Origin of the sequence: Enterobacter sp. GD03975, assembly GCF_029838645.1 — a bacterium.
Classification (GTDB): domain Bacteria; phylum Pseudomonadota; class Gammaproteobacteria; order Enterobacterales; family Enterobacteriaceae; genus Enterobacter; species Enterobacter quasihormaechei.
The window spans coordinates 1-17,558 of sequence record NZ_JAOBZC010000003.1 but is presented as its reverse complement, the minus strand read 5'-3'; the positions used below and the strand labels follow the sequence as shown (position 1 = coordinate 17,558).

The window sequence follows — 17,558 nt, the reverse complement described above, 5'->3', positions numbered from 1 at the left end:
GGAGGTGTTCTGGGGAGTGTAACGCGAATCAGGGAGGAACCGTGCACTTTTGATAACAGGGGCGTGAAGCCCCTGTCAACTCAGTCGTAGAGCCATTTTCCTGCTTTTGCAGATTCAGCAAACATTCTTACGGTTAACGGAATGCGGGTTGATTCCACCTCTTCTCGCTTCAGCTTAAACCAGCGCTTTAATAATGGGGTGTTCTGCCAGGGAAAATAACGAGACCATTTAACAGCAGATAAATCCACGTTAAATTCTTTCTCGTACCGGTTTAACGCGTCGTGAAGGTCATCGCCTGGTGAACCGAATAAATCAGAATCGAGTTCAAGCAATATCTCGTTCCAGTTTTCGTCAAGTTCGCGTGAAATTTCATCGTTGAACATATCAAGGACTTTAGAGCTAATTTCGTCTGTCAGCATTAGAACGATGTCCACTGTATACGGTCTTTAGGTCGTGCGATCAGGTTATATTTCTCCTGAGTGCGCGACGAAATTCTGTAAAGGGTGGTAACTTATGACCCCCAACCTAACCAGGGACAATAGCGGGCAATAACAGCGGCAAGGCTTGTTGTTGTTCTCATCCGTACACCCACCGGTGTTTTGACTCGAATTCCGAATGGGGTTTTCACATCCTTCAAAATCATTCGCGCATACTTTGAAATAACGCTAGTTCCTTCAATGGCATTCCCTGGCTTCGTTCGCGTACCTAACCACGGTTGCCCGCCCAAAATAGCCGCACCTGAAACGGCATCTATCCCCAACTCTATACAGAACTCCTCCAGAAAAATGATCTCAAGTAACTCGCCCGGGGTGACGTTTGAATGGCCTCTGTAAAAGTAGGTGCCGTTAACTTCTTCGATTGTATCCATATCGATCCCAGTTACGCTGACGCCCGCTCATTCCATGCGTCAGAGAAAATAATATTTCCATCGTTATGCTTCCATGTAATTTTCTCGTAGCGCAGTTCAACCGTTTCGAGGTGGTTGTTATTGTTGTCGCCCGGCGCGGCCATGGCAGGTAATACCGAAACAATCCGCACCCCCACCAGAAGAATATTGAAGTACTCCGCTTCCAGGCCTGCATCATTAATCTTGTAGAACTTGAGTTCGGCTTTTTGCAGAGCCTGACCAGTGGCGACTGCCTTATAGAGATAGGGTGATGAGTAATCGAATTCCTTAACAATCATCATCGGGGAGTGGATGCGCTTACCCGTGGGTTTGCCTGTCAGATTATCGGTCGGCGTGGAAAGATTATGGTGAAAACCCTTAAATTCAATGCTGTACTCCCTCTGCTGCACGTCGCAACCGCCTTTGATCAGTGCACCACCGTCATCGTACAACCACATGTTGCCTGGAATAGCCATGTAAAACCCTCTTTTTATAGAATGGAGTCAATGAGCTTACAGAGGGAGGGAAGGGTGATAAATACACGAAATGGTAATAAGTCGTTGATTTTTCTTAATTATGAAGTAAGCATAACTAACGTCAGAAATGAGCCCCGCACAATTACGTTCATGCGGGGATAACGTTAACCTATTGCAGACGTTGATGCAGACTTCCGCCCACCAGCAGCGCCGCGCACAGCATCAGGGCGATAAACCCGCCCACGCCGTTCCAGCCGTAATGATGCCAGAACACGCCGCCGAGGGTCCCGGCGATGCTGGAACCCAGGTAATAGCTAAACAGATACAGCGACGACGCCTGACCTTTGGCGCGGCGCGCGCGCGGGCCAATCCAGCTGCTGGCAACGGAGTGCGCGGCAAAGAAGCCGGCAGAGAAGAGCAGCATTCCGGCAAAAATCAGCCACAGGGAGGAGAACAGCGTCATCAGCAGCCCGAACAGCATCACGGCGGTGGAAACCAGCATCACCGGCCCGCGGCCAAAGCGAGCGGTCATGGCGCCGGCTTTTGGTGAACTCCACGTCCCGGTGAGATACGCCACAGAGAGCAAACCCACCAATGCCTGGCTGAGATGCCACGGCGAGAGCATCAGCCGGTAGCCAATATAGTTAAACAGCGTGACGAATGACCCCATCAGCAGGAATCCCATCAGAAACAGTCGCGGCAAACCTTTGTCGCGCCAGTGCAGACGAAAGTTGATAAACAGCGTCTTCGGACGCAGGGAGGTCGGGCGGAAATGGCGCGATTCCGGCAAAATTTTCCAGAACATCAGCGCCGAGGCGAGCGCGAAGCAGCCGATAACGGCCACCGCAATGCGCCAGCTAAAGAAATCCGTAAACACACCGCTCAGCAGGCGTCCACTCATCCCGCCGATAGAGTTCCCGCTAATGTACAGCCCCATTGAGAAGGCCACGAAACTCGGGTGGATCTCTTCGCTGAGATAGGTCATCCCGACCGCCGCCACGCCGCTGAGAGAGAGCCCAATCAGCGCGCGCATGACCAGAATACCGTGCCAGCTGGTCATCATGGTAGAAAGCAAGGTACACACGGAGGCCAGCATTAACGCCGTTACCATGACCTGCTTACGCCCGATAGCATCCGAAAGTGGACCGGTAAACAGCAGACCAATCGCCAGCATTCCGGTGGAAATGGAAAGGGAAATACTGCTGCTGGCTGGCGACACGCCAAACTCATGCGACAGAACCGGCAGGATCGGCTGAACGCAGTAGAGCAGAGCAAAGGTAGCGAGACCCGCTGAGAAGAGCGCCAGCGTGACGCGCATAAACTGGGGGGTACCACGCTTAATAAACTGAACCGGCTGCGGTGCTGCGGGTAAATCATCAATGTCGCTGGCCGGCGCGATATCAATAGTCGTTGTACGGCTCACACATAATCCTTGCTTAAACATCCCCGTGATTTCTGGTGACGGGTATGACCACAAGAGCAGAGTAGGAAAATGTAAATATTCTGTCTAATATATTAATAATCTCAAATGATACTTTAAAAATATGAATATCGAACTGCGTCACCTCCGCTATTTTGTCGCCGTCGCTGAAGAGCTGCATTTTGGCCGCGCGGCGGCAAGGCTGAATATCTCTCAGCCACCGCTAAGCCAGCAGATCCAGATCCTGGAGCAGCAGGTGGGGGCGCGTCTGCTGGCGCGAACCAACCGTAGCGTGAGCCTGACGGCAGCGGGAAAACAATTTCTCACCGATAGCCGACAGATCCTGAGCATGGTGGAAGACGCCGCCGCCAGAGCGGAACGGCTTTATCTCGGTGAGACGGGGGAGCTGCGCATCGGGTTTACCTCCTCGGCCCCCTTTATCAGCGCCGTTTCACAAACGCTCTCATCGTTTCGCCGTCACTTTCCGGATGTGCATATTCAGACGCGTGAAATAAATACCCGGGAGCAAATCGCGCCGCTGAACGAAGGATCGCTCGACCTGGGGTTGATGCGGAACACGCAGTTGCCTGATACCCTGGCGTGGCAGGTGATCCTGCGAGAACCACTTATGGCGATGATCCCCAGTGACCATCCTCTTGCCGCCCGGCCTGGCGTCACGTTGGCTGAACTGGCGAAAGAGCCGTTCGTCTTTTTTGACCCCCAGGTGGGAACCGGGCTGTACGACGATATTCTGGGTCTGATGCGGCGATATGGCCTTGTTCCGACTATCGCGCAGGAGGTTGGGGAAGCCATGACGATCATTGGGCTCGTTGCCGCAGGGCTTGGCGTGTCGATTCTCCCGGCCTCGTTTAAACGGGTGCAGCTGCCGGAGATGCGTTGGGTGAAGATTGTCGAGCAGGATGCGGTCTCGGAGATGTGGCTGGTGTGGTCTAAACATCATGAACAGAGCCATGCGGCACAGCGTTTCAAAGCACAATTAATTACCGCTTCTCACGGGCAATATTTATAGGGAAAAGTGGGCAAAAATGTGCAGTAAATCACATGGCTAAGTAAAAATTTGACGTCGGCCATTGAAGTGCTTCACCATAGCCCTCAGTTTATTTCGAAGCTCGAAAATAAGGGAGTACGAGGTGGTTGCTGATAGTCAGCCAGGGCATATCGATCAGATCAAGCAGACCAACGCGGGCGCCGTTTATCGCCTGATTGATCAGCTTGGTCCGGTTTCGCGTATCGATCTTTCGCGCCTGGCACAACTGGCACCCGCCAGTATTACCAAGATTGTCCGCGAAATGCTGGAAGCCCATCTGGTTCAGGAGACGGAAATTCAGGAGCCGGGCAGCCGTGGCCGTCCGGCGGTAGGGCTGGTGGTGGAAACGGAAGCCTGGCACTACCTGTCGATGCGCATTAGCCGCGGGGAAATCTTCCTCGCGCTGCGCGACCTCAGCAGCAAGATGGTGGTGGAAGACCGGCTGGACCTTCCGCTCGATGCAGAGCAACCTCTTCTTGATGCCATTCTGTCCCATATCGACCAGTTCTTTATTCGTCACCAGCAGCGTCTTGAACGCTTAACGGCGATTGCGATCACCCTGCCGGGAATTATTGATACCGAAAATGGCATTGTGCACCGCATGCCCTTTTACGAGAACGTTAAAGAGATGCCGCTGGGTGAAGTGCTGGAAAGCCATACCGGTGTGCCGGTCTACATTCAGCATGATATCAGCGCCTGGACAATGGCGGAGGCGCTGTTTGGCGCCTCGCGCGGCGCGCGCGACGTCATTCAGGTCGTAATTGATCACAACGTTGGCGCGGGAGTGATCACCGACGGGCGTCTTTTACACGCCGGCAGCAGTAGCCTGGTGGAGATCGGCCATACGCAGGTCGATCCGTACGGAAAACGCTGCTACTGCGGTAACCATGGCTGCCTGGAGACGATTGCCAGCGTGGAAAGCGTGCTGGAGCTGGCGCAGGTGCGGCTTAGCCAGTCGATGAGCTCCACGCTGCACGGACAGCCGCTGAGCGTCGACGCACTGTGCACCGCGGCAAGGCAGGGCGATCTGCTGGCGAAGGACATTATTACCGGCGTAGGCAATAATGTCGGGCGCATCCTGGCGATTATGGTGAACCTGTTTAATCCGCAAAAAATATTGATTGGCTCTCCGCTCAGCCAGGCGGCGGATATTCTCTTCCCGGCGATTTCCGCCTGTATCAACCAGCAGTCGCTTCCCGCCTACAGCAAAAATATTGTGGTCGAAAGTACGCAATTTTCCAACCAGGGCACGATGGCCGGTGCCGCACTGGTTAAAGATGCTATGTACAACGGCTCATTACTGATTCGTTTGCTTCAGGGCTAACTCTTTTCCAGAGATGTACGAAAAATTGCGCTATCTCAAGCCGGGTAGCGCACGCTTCCCGTAGACTTTCTCCACTGAATTATTTACCTGGTTTATATTTTTTGAAGCATACCCAAGAGGTGGAATGAGTCATGCTTAAGCGTTTCTTTATTACTGGTACGGATACGTCTGTCGGGAAGACCGTCGTATCCCGCGCGTTACTCCAGGCCCTGGCGGCGAGCGGTAAACGCGTTGCAGGATACAAGCCGGTTGCAAAAGGCAGTAAAGAGACGCCAGAAGGGCTGCGTAATAAGGACGCCCTGGTTCTGCAAAGCGTCTCGTCTCTGGAACTGCCTTATGATGCCGTCAATCCTATCGCATTGAGCGAGGAGGAAAGCAGCGTCGCTCATAGCGGGCCGATCAACTACAGCCTGCTTTCAGATGGTCTGGCGAATCTGAGCGAAAAGGTTGACCACGTTGTCGTTGAAGGGACCGGCGGCTGGCGCAGCCTGATGAACGATTTACGTCCCCTTTCCGAGTGGGTGGTGCAGGAGCAGTTGCCGGTGATTATGGTCGTGGGCATTCAGGAAGGGTGCATCAACCATGCCCTGCTGACGGCGCAGGCTATCGCCAATGACGGCCTGCCGCTGATTGGCTGGGTGGCGAACCGGATCAATCCGGGCCTTGCACACTACGCTGAAATCATCGACGTACTGAGCAAAAAACTGCCTGGCCCGCTGGTGGGCGAACTGCCTTATCTGCCACGCGCCGAGCAGCGCGAACTAGCGCACTACATCGATCTCTCGGCTTTCGGCGGTATGCTGTCCGTAGATCGAGTCGTGGCGTAACGTTCTCGACAATACCGACGCCACAACACAGGCAACCAGCAAACCGGGGAGTAAAAAATACTGCCCGGTCATTTCACATACCATCAATGCCGACATGATTGGCGCATGCGTGGTGGCGGCGAGCAGCGTCGCCATACCCGCCAGCCCAAGCAGGGTCGCCGTCTCAGCCCCAGGAATCCACAGCGCAACTATCTGCGCAAACAGCATTCCCGTTGCCATACCGACGAACAGGGTTGGCGTAAACACCCCTCCCGGCGCGCCGGACCCGCTGCTTGCCAGCACCGCCAGCAGCTTGCAGATAAAGACGCCAGCAATCACTGACAGCAGCGGCGGCGACTGCAAAAATGCCTGAACCACGCTGTAGCCATTCCCCCATACCTTTGGCGTCAGCAGCGACAGCAGCCCGACGATCAGCCCGCCCAGCGCAAGCTGCCACGGCGGTGAGAGCTTAAGACGCAGAAACAGCGCGTGGCTAAACCCCATCAGCCACATCAGCAGCGGACCGCAAACGCCCGCCAGCAGACCCACGCCAACTATCAACGCATAATCTGCCGCCGTTAATGTCTCACTCAGGTGCACCGCATAAAGCGTATTTGCGCCGGGGCTTAACAGACGTGTGGTGAGCAGGCCCACCACGGCGGCAATCACTACCGGGCCGAGGGAAGCCAGCATCAGCGTGCCAAACAGGATCTCTGCGATAAACAGGCTGCCCGCCAGCGGCGCATGATAGGCGCTGGCCATCCCGGCGGCGGCGCCGCAGGCGATCCACAGTTTCCATTCAGATTTCGGCGTACAGCGTTGTGCAAAAAAGGAGGCGGCGAGGGCGGCGAGCAGGATCATGGCACCTTCCCGGCCAATGGCGCTTCCGCTGGCGACCACCAGCAACGAGGCGAACGATTTCACCAGACTGGCGCCGTAATCAAACTGGCCATCACCCGTTTCCAGCGCCTCCATATAATCGGTCGGGGCGTGGGGACGTTGTGCCGTCATGCGCTGCCATCCCCACAGCAGCATTCCTGCGGCCAGACCACCCAGCGCAGGCGTGAGCGCGCGACGCCAGGGCGATAACGCGGCTGCGGCGTTCACCAGACTTCCGCTTTCGTTGCTCAGAAACAGCCACTCCAGCAGATACATGCTGTGGCGAAACGCCGCAACGGCCAGCGCCGCCAGCACGCCGGTGACGGTAGCGATCAGGAGTCGGCGAAACATCGCGCGGATGTCGGGGTAAGCGTGAAGACGTTGCATGGGCCGCAATTACGTGAGGACAAAACAATATTGTGATGGGAAAACGTGAGGTTAGCAAAAGGTATGCGTGCGAAAAAAAGCCGGGCATTGCCCGGCATACAGGATTAAGTGTCGCTATGAATATTCAACGCCCGGCGCGTACGTCCTGAACTCAAATACTCCGCAATATAATCCTGGGATATTTCGCCGTTATAGCGCCCGTCTTCGTCCACAATCGGCATCCAGCTGGTGTTGCTTTCATACAGGCGAGAAAGCACCACGCGCAGGTTGTCTTCGGCTTTCCCGGTCATGCGGAACGGGTGCAGAATGTCCGCGCAGGCACCGCTGGCGTGACGCGCTTCGCGGCGCTTCACAAAGCCCAGCGGTTTTCCGTGCTCATCAACCACGGTAATGGCGCGAATATCGTTGTCATCCATGGTGGCGAAGGCCTCCGACAGCGGCGTTGATTCGCGTACCGTAATGGTCGGCTGCTGATCGGTGACGTCACCCGCTGATACCAGCAGCAAGCGTTTCAACGTCCGGTCCTGGCCCACAAACGAGCCGACAAACTCATTCGCCGGCTTCGCCAGCAGTTCGTCCGGGCTGGCGCACTGCACGATACGTCCCTGACGGAAAACGGCGATACGGTCGCCCAGCTTCAGCGCTTCGTCAATATCGTGACTCACCAGCATCACGGTCTTTTTCAGCTTGCGCTGCATCTCCAGGAACTGGTTCTGGATCACCTCGCGGTTGATCGGGTCGACCGCACCGAACGGTTCATCCATCAGCAGGACCGGCGGATCCGCTGCCAGCGCGCGGATGACGCCGATGCGCTGCTGCTGGCCGCCGGACATTTCACGCGGATAGCGGTGAAGGAATTTATGCGGATCCATTGCCACCATATCCATCAGCTCCTCGGCACGGGATTTACAGCGCGCCTTGTCCCAGCCCAGCATTCGCGGCACAACGGTAATGTTCTCTTCGATGGTCATGTTCGGGAACAGGCCAATCTGCTGGATCACGTAGCCAATGTTGCGGCGCAACGTCACGGTGTCCATCCCGCTGGTGTCTTCGCCGTTAATGAGGATCGTCCCGCTGCTGGGCGTAATAAGACGGTTAATCATCTTCAGGGTCGTGGTTTTGCCGCAGCCGGACGGGCCGAGCAGCACGCACATTTCCCCTTCAGGCACGTTCAGGTTGACGTTGTCGACGGCCTTAAACGTCTGGCCGTGTTTCTGTGAAAATTGTTTGGTGAGGTTTTCCAGTTTTATCATTATCGAATCCCCTTCGGAGTCAGTACCACCTGCAAACGGTGCAGCAACCAGTCGAGCACAATCGCTAAAAGACAAATCATCAGCGCGCCCGCAATCAACATACGAATATCACTCCCGCCAATACCGTTAAGCAGCAGCAGGCCCAGACCGCCCGCGCCAATCACGGCGGCAATCGCCATGACGCCAATGTTCATCACCACGGCGGTGCGGATGCCACCAAAAATGACCGGCAGCGCCATCGGGATTTCCACCCAGCGCAGACGCTGCCAGAAGGTCATGCCAATGCCGCGTCCCGCTTCACGCAGGCCGGGGGGCAGGCTGTCGAGCGCCGTGTGGGTGTTACGCACAATCGGCAGCAGCGAGTAGAGAAACACCGCCGTTATTGCGGGCAGGGCGCCAATGCCCTGACCGACAAGCGAAAAGAGCGGGATCATCAGGCCGAAAAGCGCAATAGACGGGATGGTGAGCACGATGGTGGCGATCCCCAGCACGGGAGTTGCCAGCCATTTGTGGCGAACAATCAAAATGCCCAGCGGCACGCCGATGATAATCGCCAGGCCCACGGCCAGCGCGACCAGCCACAGGTGTTGCAGCGTCAGGGTTAAGAGATAGTCCCAGTTGTCGAAAATATAGTGAATCGTCTCCATAGCGCCTCCTACAGCAACTGTTTGCTACGCAGGAAATCTCGGGCGACCTGCTGCGGTGACTGATGGTCGATATCCACCTTCTTGTTCAGTTCGGTGATAACGTCGTTATTCAGCTGGGCTGAGAGGGTGTTCAGCGCCTCCTCCAGCCCCGGGTTCGCCTCCAGCGTGTCTTTACGTACAACCGGCGTCACGGCGTAACTCGGGAAGAAGCCTTTATCGTCTTCCAGCACTTTGAGATCGAAGCCCTTCACGCGCCCGTCGGTGGTGTAGATCAGCCCCGCATCGACAAACCCGTCGCGCACCGCGTTATAGACCAGTCCCGGATCCATCTGGCGGATCTGCGGGCGGTCCAGCGTCATGTTGTAGGCCGCCTGTAACGGTTTCATCCCGTCGCTACGCCCGGCAAACTCCAGGTCAAGACCCAGCAGCCAGTTGTTATCCGGATCGGTTTTACGGATCTGCTCAATCTTCGCCACCATTTCAGACATGGTGTTGATATGTTCAGCCTCGGCGCGCTTGCGCTGCATGGCAAAAGCATAGGTGTTGTTCATGTCGGCAGGTTTGAGCCACACCAGACCGTGCTTCGCGTCAAGACGTTTCACCGTCTCGTAAGACTCCTGCGGCGACATGCGTTTGTTGATGTGGTTGAAGATGATCAGTGACGTACCGGTGTACTCCCAGGTCATATCGATTTGTTTGTTGATCATCGCGTTTCGGGATATCACCGTCGCAATATTGGTCTGCGGCTGCACCTGAAACCCTTTCTTTTGCAGATACTGCACGGTCATGGCCGAGAGAATGTGCTGCTCGGTAAAGCTCTTGGTCGCCAGGATCAGCGGCGCGGCGAGCGCCTGGCTGGTGAAGAGCGCGGCGGCGCACAGCGCCGTCAGGCCGGAAAACAGTCTCATAGAAGCTCCTTGTTATAATTATCGCGCGAGATGTGGGCTCAGCAGTCGACCCAGTGCCGCCAGCAGCGTATCCAGAATCAGGGCGAACAGGGCGGTGGCCGCCGCGCCCAGGATCAGCGTCGGGAAGTCATTCAGATAAATACCCGGGAAAATCAGCTCGCCGTAGCTGCTGGCACCGATCAGGAATGCCAGCGGCGCGGTACCAACGTTAATCGCCGTAGCAATACGAATACCTGAAAGCATCACCGGCCAGGCGTTAGGGATTTCGACCTGACGCAGGCGCTGCCACCTGGTCATGCCGATGCCGTTTGCCGCTTCCAATAGTGACGCGGGAACAGAGCACAGCCCGGCATAGGTGTTACGCACAATCGGCAGCAGAGAGGCCAGAAAGAGGGCGATAATGGCCGGTTTATCGCCGATGCCAATCACCACCATCGCCAGCGCCAGAACAGCCAGCGGCGGCAGGGTGTTGCCCACGTTAAAGATTTGCATCACGTATTCGGCGATACCCCGTGCCGCCGGACGGCTCAGCAGGATGCCGCTTGGAATACCGACCAGCAGGGCAAAGAACATTGAGGAGAAAACCAAAATTAAATGCTGTTGCCCGAGGTAGATCAGGTCAACCTGGCGCGCCTTGATCGTCTCCAGCCCAATTCCCCAGGTGAGGAGAGCGAGAACCACGATTATGGCGCCGACAAAAAGCAGCGAACGTTTGAGTAGTGGATGCATTGCGGTGTGTCTCCCTGTGCGCATGCGTTATAGCAACCACCGGTTGCGGTTGCCTGTTGTTATGCCATGTTTCGGCAGGGGTACTTCACCTATAGCAAGCGAAGCGGAAGGGTTCCAGCGAAGGGGGTAAAACAGTAACCCTATGAAATTAGTGACAACCTGGGTTAAGCCTTATGGCATAAGGGCTGTCAGCGGGCAGGCAGAATAGTCTTAAAGAAGCGAGTCTTAAGTGACAATGTCACTAAGACTCATTAATAAACCCTAACGACCGAGGGCGGCGCGTACCTTTCGCACGCGCCAGGAGATGCGTACGATCGAAAAGGCGGCGATGAATACCAGCATTAGCCCCAGCGCCAGCATCGCGTGGAATCCAAACTCTCTGAACAGGATCAGCCCGGCGATCCCTCCGGTAATAAACGAGAAAAGGGTGGTTAAATGGGTCTTGAGCTGGCTCTTTTGCGCAGCCGTGTCTTTAGAATAATCCCGGCGCAGCATGGCGACCATAACGGAGGCCAGCGAAATGCCCGCATCGGTCAGCGTGCCGGTAATGTGCGTGGATCTCACCCGACCGCTGGATAGCTGAGTGGAAGTAGAATTATGGATGCCCATCAGCCCGCACAGGAAAATAATAATCTCCTGATTCGTGGCGAAGGAGTGAAAATACATTTCGTACAGAGATACCCCGGCCAGTAATAGCCCTTCAACAAAAAGAACCTGGCTGAATACCAGCCTGACGTTATGGATAATCCCCCAGATAACAATCATCCGCGCAACGATGGCACCCGAGACGAATGACAGAATAATGGCGCCAAAAAAAAGAATATCGTTGAGGTCGGTGGAGGAGACTTCGCTGGAGAGTTGTGAGGTATTGCCGGTCATGTGTGAGGGAAAAAAGCCAAACGCGCCCAGCGCAATGGCATTCAGCAGTCCTGCGGAGGTGGCCAGCCAGAGAGCAAGACGGCGATCCTCCTGATGCGTTCGTTCTTTCTTAAACTTAATCAGCAAAGAATACCTCCGGTTTGAGCTTTGCCTGATTCCTCAAGCTAACAAAGCGATATCGCTGGCTGACCAGGATATTGCTTAATTATTAATTCAACGGGAGGTATTCGCGGTTTTGTAATTAAATAAAATAACCCTGTTAATATAATGCCTTACTGCCGATGTCGCGAGCAGACTGACGGGCAAAAATACCGCCCCCGTGATTGCCGGGGGCTGAGAGCTTATTTCAGACTGGTTTTGAAGAACTGCTCAAACTGCGCGAACGGGATTTTTCCTGCGACGTTATCGTAGAGATCAACATGGTTTGCACCCGGAACAATCACCAGCTCTTTCTGTTTGCTGCCGACGGCCTTAAACGCATCTTCCGCAAAATAGCGAGAATGCGCGTTTTCACCGGTCACGATCAGCGTCGGGATGGCGATCTCCCCGGCATAGCTCAGCAGCGGCATATTCATAAAGGACAACGGCATGGTCGCGGTCCATGCGCCGGTGGAGTTTACGGAACGGGCATGGAAGCCGCGCGGCATATGGTAGTAGTCGTAGAACTCTTTCAGTACCGGCTGCGGATCGGCGGGCAATGCTTCCGGCAGAATACGCTCGGCTGCCGTCACCTTACCGTTCTCATCGACATTAATATCATGACCGCCATGGGCGAAAGTGCCGCTCTCGGCATCTTTCCAGCGCTGGGCGTTCAGATACTCCAACACGGCCCGACGGTCAGCCGCTGAATAGCGATCTTTCCCGTCGCCCACGCCGTGACCCATCGCGCGGCTCATATCGTACATTACGCTGGTGGCGACCGCCTTCACGCGGGTATCCATGGATGCCGCGTTTAGCGCCATACCGCCCCAGCCGCAAATGCCGAGAATGCCGATACGATTACGGTCGACTTCTTTCTGGAGCCCCAGGAAATCCACTGCGGCGCTAAAGTCTTCGGTGTTGATATCAGGGGAGGCAACGTTACGCGGCTGGCCGCCACTTTCACCCGTATAGGATGGGTCGAAGGCCAGGGTTACGAACCCCTGTTCAGCCAGGGTCTGGGCGTACAGACCGCTGGATTGCTCTTTAACCGCACCGAATGGCCCGCTGACGGCAATCGCCGCCAGCTTCTGGTCGCCGCGGTTCTTAGGAAGGTACAGATCGCCCACCAGAGTGATCCCGTATCGGGTCTGGAACGTCACCTTGCGGTGAATGACTTTATCGCTCTCGGCGAAGGTTTTATCCCAGGCAGTCACCATGGAAATGGGGGCGTTTGGATTTAGCGTTTCTGCATAACTCATTGTCGTCACTCCACTTAATGATGCGCACAGCAGCAGCGCAACGGATAGGTTTTGGGTGAATGTTTTCATAAGAGATACCGTGTGTTGTTGTTATGCGGTCATTATAATTAGCAGTAATAGTGCTGATTAGAGGCCAATGGCTGCTAGAATTAATATCATTTTGTTATAGGTTCGCGAGGCGTAATGGCAAAGCGGGAGAACTACAATGAGTTGTATCTGTTTATCCAGGTGGTGCGGGAGGGGAGCTTCACGGCAGCCGCACAGCGGCTCGGGCTGGCACAATCCGGGATCAGCCGATCGGTTCGGGAGCTGGAAGAGCGGCTGGGCGTTCAGCTTCTGGTGCGTACCACGCGCAAGCTGTCGCTGACTCACGCCGGAGAACAGCTTTACCAGACTGCCGGCTCCGCCTTTGATGCGCTCGATACCGGGCTGACCAGACTGGCACATTACCGCCAGACGCCGTCCGGCACGGTGCGCATTAATGCCAGCCAGCACGCCATTGAAAAATGTCTGCTGCCAAAGCTCGCTATATTCAAACAGCGTTACCCGGATATTCGTCTGGAATTAATGAATGAAAGCCGGTTCGTGGACATTATTGCCGAACGGTTCGATGCGGGCGTCCGGCTGGGGCCGGAGGTGGGGCAAGGTATGATTGCCGTGCGCATTACGCCCGATATGGAGATGGCCGTGGTTGCCGCCCCGGCGCATTTCCGGCGCTATGGTTTCCCGCAGGTGCCTGCTGATCTGACTTCGCATCCCTGCATTGCCTATCAGTTCGCCGACGGTCGCCACTATCAATGGGAGCTCATTCAGGACGGAAAGAGTATTGCTCACCGCCCGGAAGGACAATGGGCCTTTTCGGACAGCTATATGGAAGCCGAAGCCGCGCGGCTGGGACTCGGGCTGGCCTATGTCCCGGTAGAGCTGGTGGCTGACGATCTGGAGCGCGGGACGCTGATACGGGTCTTGCAGCGCTACAGTCTGCGGATGGACGGGCTTTACCTCTATTACCCGCACCGCAACGTCTCCCCGGCGCTGAGAGCGGTAATCGATACGCTGAAAATTTAGGGGTGCCTCTGCGCTGCCGTCTATACAGCTCCTGGGTTTGTGTTACGCTACTCTTTTATATAGCGCTGCTCAATTAAGGCTAAGAAATGACAAAATTAACGCCAGAATATACGGCTGTAGATTTATCAAGTTGGGCAAGGAAAGAGCATTTTGAAGTCTTTCAGAGCTTTGCTCAATGCACGATTAACCAAACGGTTCAGCTGGATATTACGGCGCTGTTGAAACATATCAAACAGGTTGGCTGGAAATTTTATCCTTCGATTATTTCTATTATTGCCACAGTCGTTAACCGCCATTCTGAGTTCCGTATGGCTATGAAGGATAATGAACTTGTAATATGGAAGGAAGTGCATCCAAGCTATACCCTTTTCCATAAAGAGACGGAGACGTTTTCATCGTTGTGGAGTCACTTCGACGGGAATATTCATCACTTTCAGAACGTTTATGCAGAAGACGTTTCTCGCTATGGTGATAATCTTGCCTACTGGCCTAAGGAAGAGTCCCGGGAAAATATATTCTTCATATCGGATATTCCATGGGCGAGTTTTACCAGTTTTAATATCAACGTGGCTAACATGCAGAACTTTTTTGCACCCATGTTCACCTTTGGAAAATACTATAACCAGGATGGAAAAGTCTTGTTGCCTTTCGCCGTTCAGGTCCATCACTCCGTGTGCGATGGTTTCCATCTGGCAAGGCTGATCAATGAGTTGCAAGAGTTATGTGATAATTTACCGCGCCATTCCGAAGCGCTCACCGTGTGATGCACGTGTTTTTAACCTACGCCTGACGAGGGGAATTGATGGAACCGAATTTTACGCCAGAACAGATTGAAATGATTAACGGCATTGTTTTTGAGCAGATCGACATCATGCATGAGAAAGTAGCTGAAATAATTGCAGAGACAGAGACGGTTGCGCATCAACGCCTGAAGGATAACGGAATCACTATGACAGATTTCTGTCCCGCGAATAAACATTTCCTGATGATGACCCTTGTACAAAATCTTATAGATAAAGTGCACGGGGGTGATATGGCTTTGGCCCAAAAAATGTTAACCATTGAAGCCAAAAGGCTGAACGTTAGCGTAAATGTTGAGGCGGACAAATCGAGATAACAGGCCATTCTCATAGTGACGCTGGACGAATTAAAGGCAGAATATCCAGCGCGACGTTCTGTAAGCCGACAATGTTAAAGCCGTGAGCCGTTTCCAGCTCACGGTGGCAGGACAAGTGATGGGGATTCTGACGATCAGGCGGCTTTAACGGCACGGATTTTTTTACTGCCATCCGCATCCGACGCTGTTTTATCCGTTGCAGCATCGCGCTCGGGAAGCTTGCTGGTACGCAGAATATGCTGAACAGCTTCTTTCTGCTCGGCGAGATACAGCCCAAGGTTCTCCGCCTGCGTTTCATCCAACTGCATTTCGCTTTGCAACAGCCAGTCGGTGAACGCTTCTGCCATATCGAGCAGTTTGTCGTGAGCGTCAGCCTCTTTCTTACTGGCAAATGTCATTTTCTCTTCACCCTTTCTTACGACAACAAATTTTGTTTCAACAGCCATTTTGCGCCTCCGGTACTGTAATTATATACAGTATAACAGTTGCGAAGTGGTGTTGCAGCAAAAATGTGCGAACCTGGCTTGCACAACGGATGTGCAAGCCAGGCGCTGTTATCGGTACAGCGTTTTTTCTGCAATCGGGATCAGCAAAGTGGACTGCCAGTCTGCCAGGGTCAGTTGAGCCAGTTTACCCAGCGCCGCGTAGAAAGGATGGGCCGCGTTTTCAACAAATACGGTCAGGAAACGCGTGCTCCACGGCAGCAGATGCCAGGCCAGAAGCTGGTCGCGTTCTGTGTCGCGACCGTTCTCGGCAAGCCACGCCGCCAGCATCAGCAGCGTGCCGAAGTGATCTTCCGGCTCATTCTGCTGCATTTCAAAGGCGATATTGTTTTCACGCATCCACTGACGCAACGCGAGGGTCGAATCGCCAAACAGCACGGACTCGCGATCGAGCCAGACGGAGCCCCACGGAGGAGCGGGCAGGGCATATGGACCAATAAACAGACGCTGCCACGCGTTTTTCAACGCTTCGTCCGACGGGGCTTTAAACGCAGCGGCGACGGGCAGCAGGCTTTCTTCCGGCAGCGGCCAGTCCTGCACCCAGTCACCGGCGGTCAGGGCGCTCACCAGCGGCGCAGTCTGTTCGCTGTCCGGGGCAAAATAAAACAGCGCGCCCAGTACCCGGGCGCTGAACGCGAACGATTCGCGATGTGAGACGTCATTCATTACATCTTTCCTTACTTGCGCGCGGGCGGTCCCGCGCGCCTGTGTTAACCTGCAATCGCTAACCCTGCGGTCATATGCAGACCATAAAATAGCCCACGGCCAATAAGTTCACCCAGCGCCACCAGCACAAAACCTGCCAACAGGCCGAGCGTGTTCGGCTCCTGACGCCGAATCAGCGGGCAGATCCAGCAGCCTAAGCCCGCCGCCAGCAGCGCGATGCGCCAGACCTGAAGCGAACCATAATCCGGCAGCAGGGCGCTGGCCTGCTGGATGGAACTCTGGATCGTCGCCAGCGCATTGCTTTGCAACACGACGACCGCCACGCAGACGAGCAGCGCCAGCACGCTGACGGAGGCGGCAACGGTACCTTTATATGTCACGTTTGCGACCCGCAGCAGCAGCGCGGCCAGCAGCGGACCAGCAAGCGCCATCGTCAGGAAGAAGGCCAGCGTGGTGTAGCCCGTATACCAGGTCGGAACGGTATCAATCTGATAGACCCGGGTCATCGCCCAGACAAAAACGACCCCCAGGAGTTGACTGACCACCAGCCAGATTTTGCCTAAAGCAGGAGGCATTTTACCGATAACCGACACCAGCCACCAGAAACCGCCCACGGCAAAGAAGATCGAACCCGCTGCGATCTCATTACTCAGCGCTGACGCTCCCACGCGGTTAAGCGAGTTGAAGGCGCGCAGCGGGGAGCCGAGGTGCAGTACCGAGGCCATAAACCCAATACCCATCACTACCCAGAGAAAAAACATGCTGCGAACGATGCGCCGTTTAGCCGCTTCCTCTTTTTCATTCAGCCAGGCGAAACCCATCACGATTAGCGCGCCGGCCACGCACTGCCCGAAAACGGTGAAGATCACCAGCGGCCATTCATGCCATCCACTTCCCATCTCACACCTCCTTCGGGTTGGCCAGGTAGCCGGTGGTGTCACCCGTCGGACGGCTGTTGGCGTTAGGTTTGATCACAATACTCGGCTTCGTGAAGTGCGCAGACGGCAGCGGCGCGACGGCGGCAAGCTGGCCGTGTTTTTTGCGCAGCTCCTCAATCGGGCCAAAATCCAGCGCGCGCAGCGGGCAGGACTCGACGCAGATGGGCTTTTTGCCGTCCGCGACGCGGCTGTGGCAGCCGTCGCACTTGGTCATGTGGCCTTTA

Annotated in this window: 20 protein-coding genes and 1 pseudogene; 6 read left to right on the top strand and 15 right to left on the bottom strand. The window is 55.1% G+C overall.

All coding sequences use genetic code 11. From position 1 onward, the window contains the following. Nucleotides 1-80: 80 nt before the first annotated feature. From N5C09_RS06270 to N5C09_RS06255, 4 genes and pseudogenes are all read right to left on the bottom strand, one after another. Entirely contained in the window at nucleotides 81-434 is a 354-nt protein-coding gene (locus N5C09_RS06270) for a DUF1493 family protein (protein ID WP_279748675.1), read from the bottom strand. Continuing rightward, nucleotides 419-868: pseudogene (locus N5C09_RS06265) on the bottom strand (STM2901 family protein). The gene N5C09_RS06270 and the pseudogene N5C09_RS06265 overlap by 16 nt, the downstream one beginning before the upstream one ends. A gap of 11 nt (nucleotides 869-879) precedes the next feature. Then, entirely contained in the window at nucleotides 880-1,362 is a 483-nt protein-coding gene (tssD, locus tag N5C09_RS06260; RefSeq protein ID WP_279748673.1) for a type VI secretion system tube protein TssD, read from the bottom strand. 169 nt (nucleotides 1,363-1,531) lie between these two features. Beyond that, nucleotides 1,532-2,785: an MFS transporter gene (locus N5C09_RS06255; RefSeq protein ID WP_279748672.1), complete on the bottom strand. Its 1,254-nt coding sequence runs from the start codon at nucleotides 2,783-2,785 to the stop codon at nucleotides 1,532-1,534. Nucleotides 2,786-2,906: 121 nt separating this feature from the next. Between N5C09_RS06255 and N5C09_RS06250 the strand changes: the two genes are divergently transcribed. From N5C09_RS06250 to bioD, 3 genes are all read left to right on the top strand, one after another. Then, entirely contained in the window at nucleotides 2,907-3,812 is a 906-nt protein-coding gene (locus N5C09_RS06250; RefSeq protein WP_193032521.1) for a LysR family transcriptional regulator, read from the top strand. Nucleotides 3,813-3,933: 121 nt separating this feature from the next. Then, nucleotides 3,934-5,154 carry a sugar metabolism global transcriptional regulator Mlc gene (mlc, locus tag N5C09_RS06245; RefSeq protein WP_193032520.1) on the top strand — a complete coding sequence of 407 codons (1,221 nt, stop codon included), beginning with the start codon at nucleotides 3,934-3,936 and terminating at the stop codon, nucleotides 5,152-5,154. A gap of 131 nt (nucleotides 5,155-5,285) precedes the next feature. Further along, complete coding sequence (gene bioD / locus N5C09_RS06240; RefSeq protein WP_063451476.1) at nucleotides 5,286-5,981, top strand: dethiobiotin synthase; 696 nt, start codon at nucleotides 5,286-5,288, stop codon at nucleotides 5,979-5,981. Here bioD and clcB read toward each other — a convergent pair. The 7 genes from clcB to N5C09_RS06205 all read right to left on the bottom strand — a co-directional run bounded on the left by clcB (nucleotide 5,916) and on the right by N5C09_RS06205 (nucleotide 13,111). After that, nucleotides 5,916-7,226: a voltage-gated ClC-type chloride channel ClcB gene (gene clcB, locus N5C09_RS06235; RefSeq protein WP_279748671.1), complete on the bottom strand. Its 1,311-nt coding sequence runs from the start codon at nucleotides 7,224-7,226 to the stop codon at nucleotides 5,916-5,918. The genes bioD and clcB overlap by 66 nt on opposite strands. 104 nt (nucleotides 7,227-7,330) lie before the next feature. Continuing rightward, nucleotides 7,331-8,479 (bottom strand): osmoprotectant ABC transporter ATP-binding protein OsmV, encoded by a 1,149-nt coding sequence (osmV, locus tag N5C09_RS06230; protein ID WP_063451474.1) that lies wholly within the window; start codon nucleotides 8,477-8,479, stop codon nucleotides 7,331-7,333. Further along, nucleotides 8,479-9,126: an osmoprotectant ABC transporter permease OsmW gene (osmW, locus tag N5C09_RS06225; RefSeq protein WP_063451473.1), complete on the bottom strand. Its 648-nt coding sequence runs from the start codon at nucleotides 9,124-9,126 to the stop codon at nucleotides 8,479-8,481. The genes osmV and osmW overlap by 1 nt, the downstream gene beginning before the upstream one ends. A gap of 8 nt (nucleotides 9,127-9,134) precedes the next feature. Beyond that, nucleotides 9,135-10,034, bottom strand: a complete 900-nt coding sequence (osmX, locus tag N5C09_RS06220) for an osmoprotectant ABC transporter substrate-binding protein OsmX (RefSeq protein ID WP_063866836.1) — start codon at nucleotides 10,032-10,034, stop codon at nucleotides 9,135-9,137. 18 nt (nucleotides 10,035-10,052) lie between these two features. Beyond that, nucleotides 10,053-10,763, bottom strand: coding sequence for an osmoprotectant ABC transporter permease OsmY (gene osmY / locus N5C09_RS06215; protein WP_063451471.1), 711 nt, complete (start codon nucleotides 10,761-10,763; stop codon nucleotides 10,053-10,055). Nucleotides 10,764-11,024: 261 nt separating this feature from the next. Then, nucleotides 11,025-11,768 (bottom strand): YoaK family protein, encoded by a 744-nt coding sequence (locus tag N5C09_RS06210; RefSeq protein WP_279748670.1) that lies wholly within the window; start codon nucleotides 11,766-11,768, stop codon nucleotides 11,025-11,027. A 215-nt stretch (nucleotides 11,769-11,983) separates the two neighbouring features. Beyond that, a complete protein-coding gene (locus N5C09_RS06205) occupies nucleotides 11,984-13,111 on the bottom strand; it encodes an alpha/beta hydrolase (RefSeq protein ID WP_279748669.1) in 1,128 nt (375 codons plus the stop codon). A 114-nt stretch (nucleotides 13,112-13,225) separates the two neighbouring features. On the opposite strand from N5C09_RS06205, the gene N5C09_RS06200 reads away from it, so the two are divergent. The 3 genes from N5C09_RS06200 (at nucleotide 13,226) to N5C09_RS06190 (ending at nucleotide 15,227) form a co-directional block, all read left to right on the top strand. Further along, a complete protein-coding gene (locus N5C09_RS06200; protein ID WP_063866833.1) occupies nucleotides 13,226-14,110 on the top strand; it encodes a LysR family transcriptional regulator in 885 nt (294 codons plus the stop codon). A gap of 86 nt (nucleotides 14,111-14,196) precedes the next feature. Next, nucleotides 14,197-14,874, top strand: coding sequence for a type A chloramphenicol O-acetyltransferase (catA, locus tag N5C09_RS06195; protein WP_063866832.1), 678 nt, complete (start codon nucleotides 14,197-14,199; stop codon nucleotides 14,872-14,874). A 38-nt stretch (nucleotides 14,875-14,912) separates the two neighbouring features. After that, entirely contained in the window at nucleotides 14,913-15,227 is a 315-nt protein-coding gene (locus N5C09_RS06190; RefSeq protein WP_063866831.1) for a hypothetical protein, read from the top strand. Between the two features lie 134 nt (nucleotides 15,228-15,361). On the opposite strand, the gene N5C09_RS06185 is transcribed toward N5C09_RS06190, so the two are convergent. From N5C09_RS06185 to N5C09_RS06170, 4 genes are all read right to left on the bottom strand, one after another. After that, complete coding sequence (locus N5C09_RS06185; RefSeq protein ID WP_063866830.1) at nucleotides 15,362-15,673, bottom strand: YebG family protein; 312 nt, start codon at nucleotides 15,671-15,673, stop codon at nucleotides 15,362-15,364. 108 nt (nucleotides 15,674-15,781) lie between these two features. Beyond that, nucleotides 15,782-16,396, bottom strand: a complete 615-nt coding sequence (gene dmsD, locus N5C09_RS06180; RefSeq protein ID WP_063866829.1) for a Tat proofreading chaperone DmsD — start codon at nucleotides 16,394-16,396, stop codon at nucleotides 15,782-15,784. 44 nt (nucleotides 16,397-16,440) lie between these two features. Then, nucleotides 16,441-17,295 carry a dimethyl sulfoxide reductase anchor subunit family protein gene (locus N5C09_RS06175; protein WP_193527244.1) on the bottom strand — a complete coding sequence of 285 codons (855 nt, stop codon included), beginning with the start codon at nucleotides 17,293-17,295 and terminating at the stop codon, nucleotides 16,441-16,443. Between the two features lies 1 nt (nucleotide 17,296). Then, a partial coding sequence (locus N5C09_RS06170; protein ID WP_316087670.1) for a 4Fe-4S dicluster domain-containing protein occupies nucleotides 17,297-17,558 on the bottom strand: 262 nt, incomplete at its 5' end.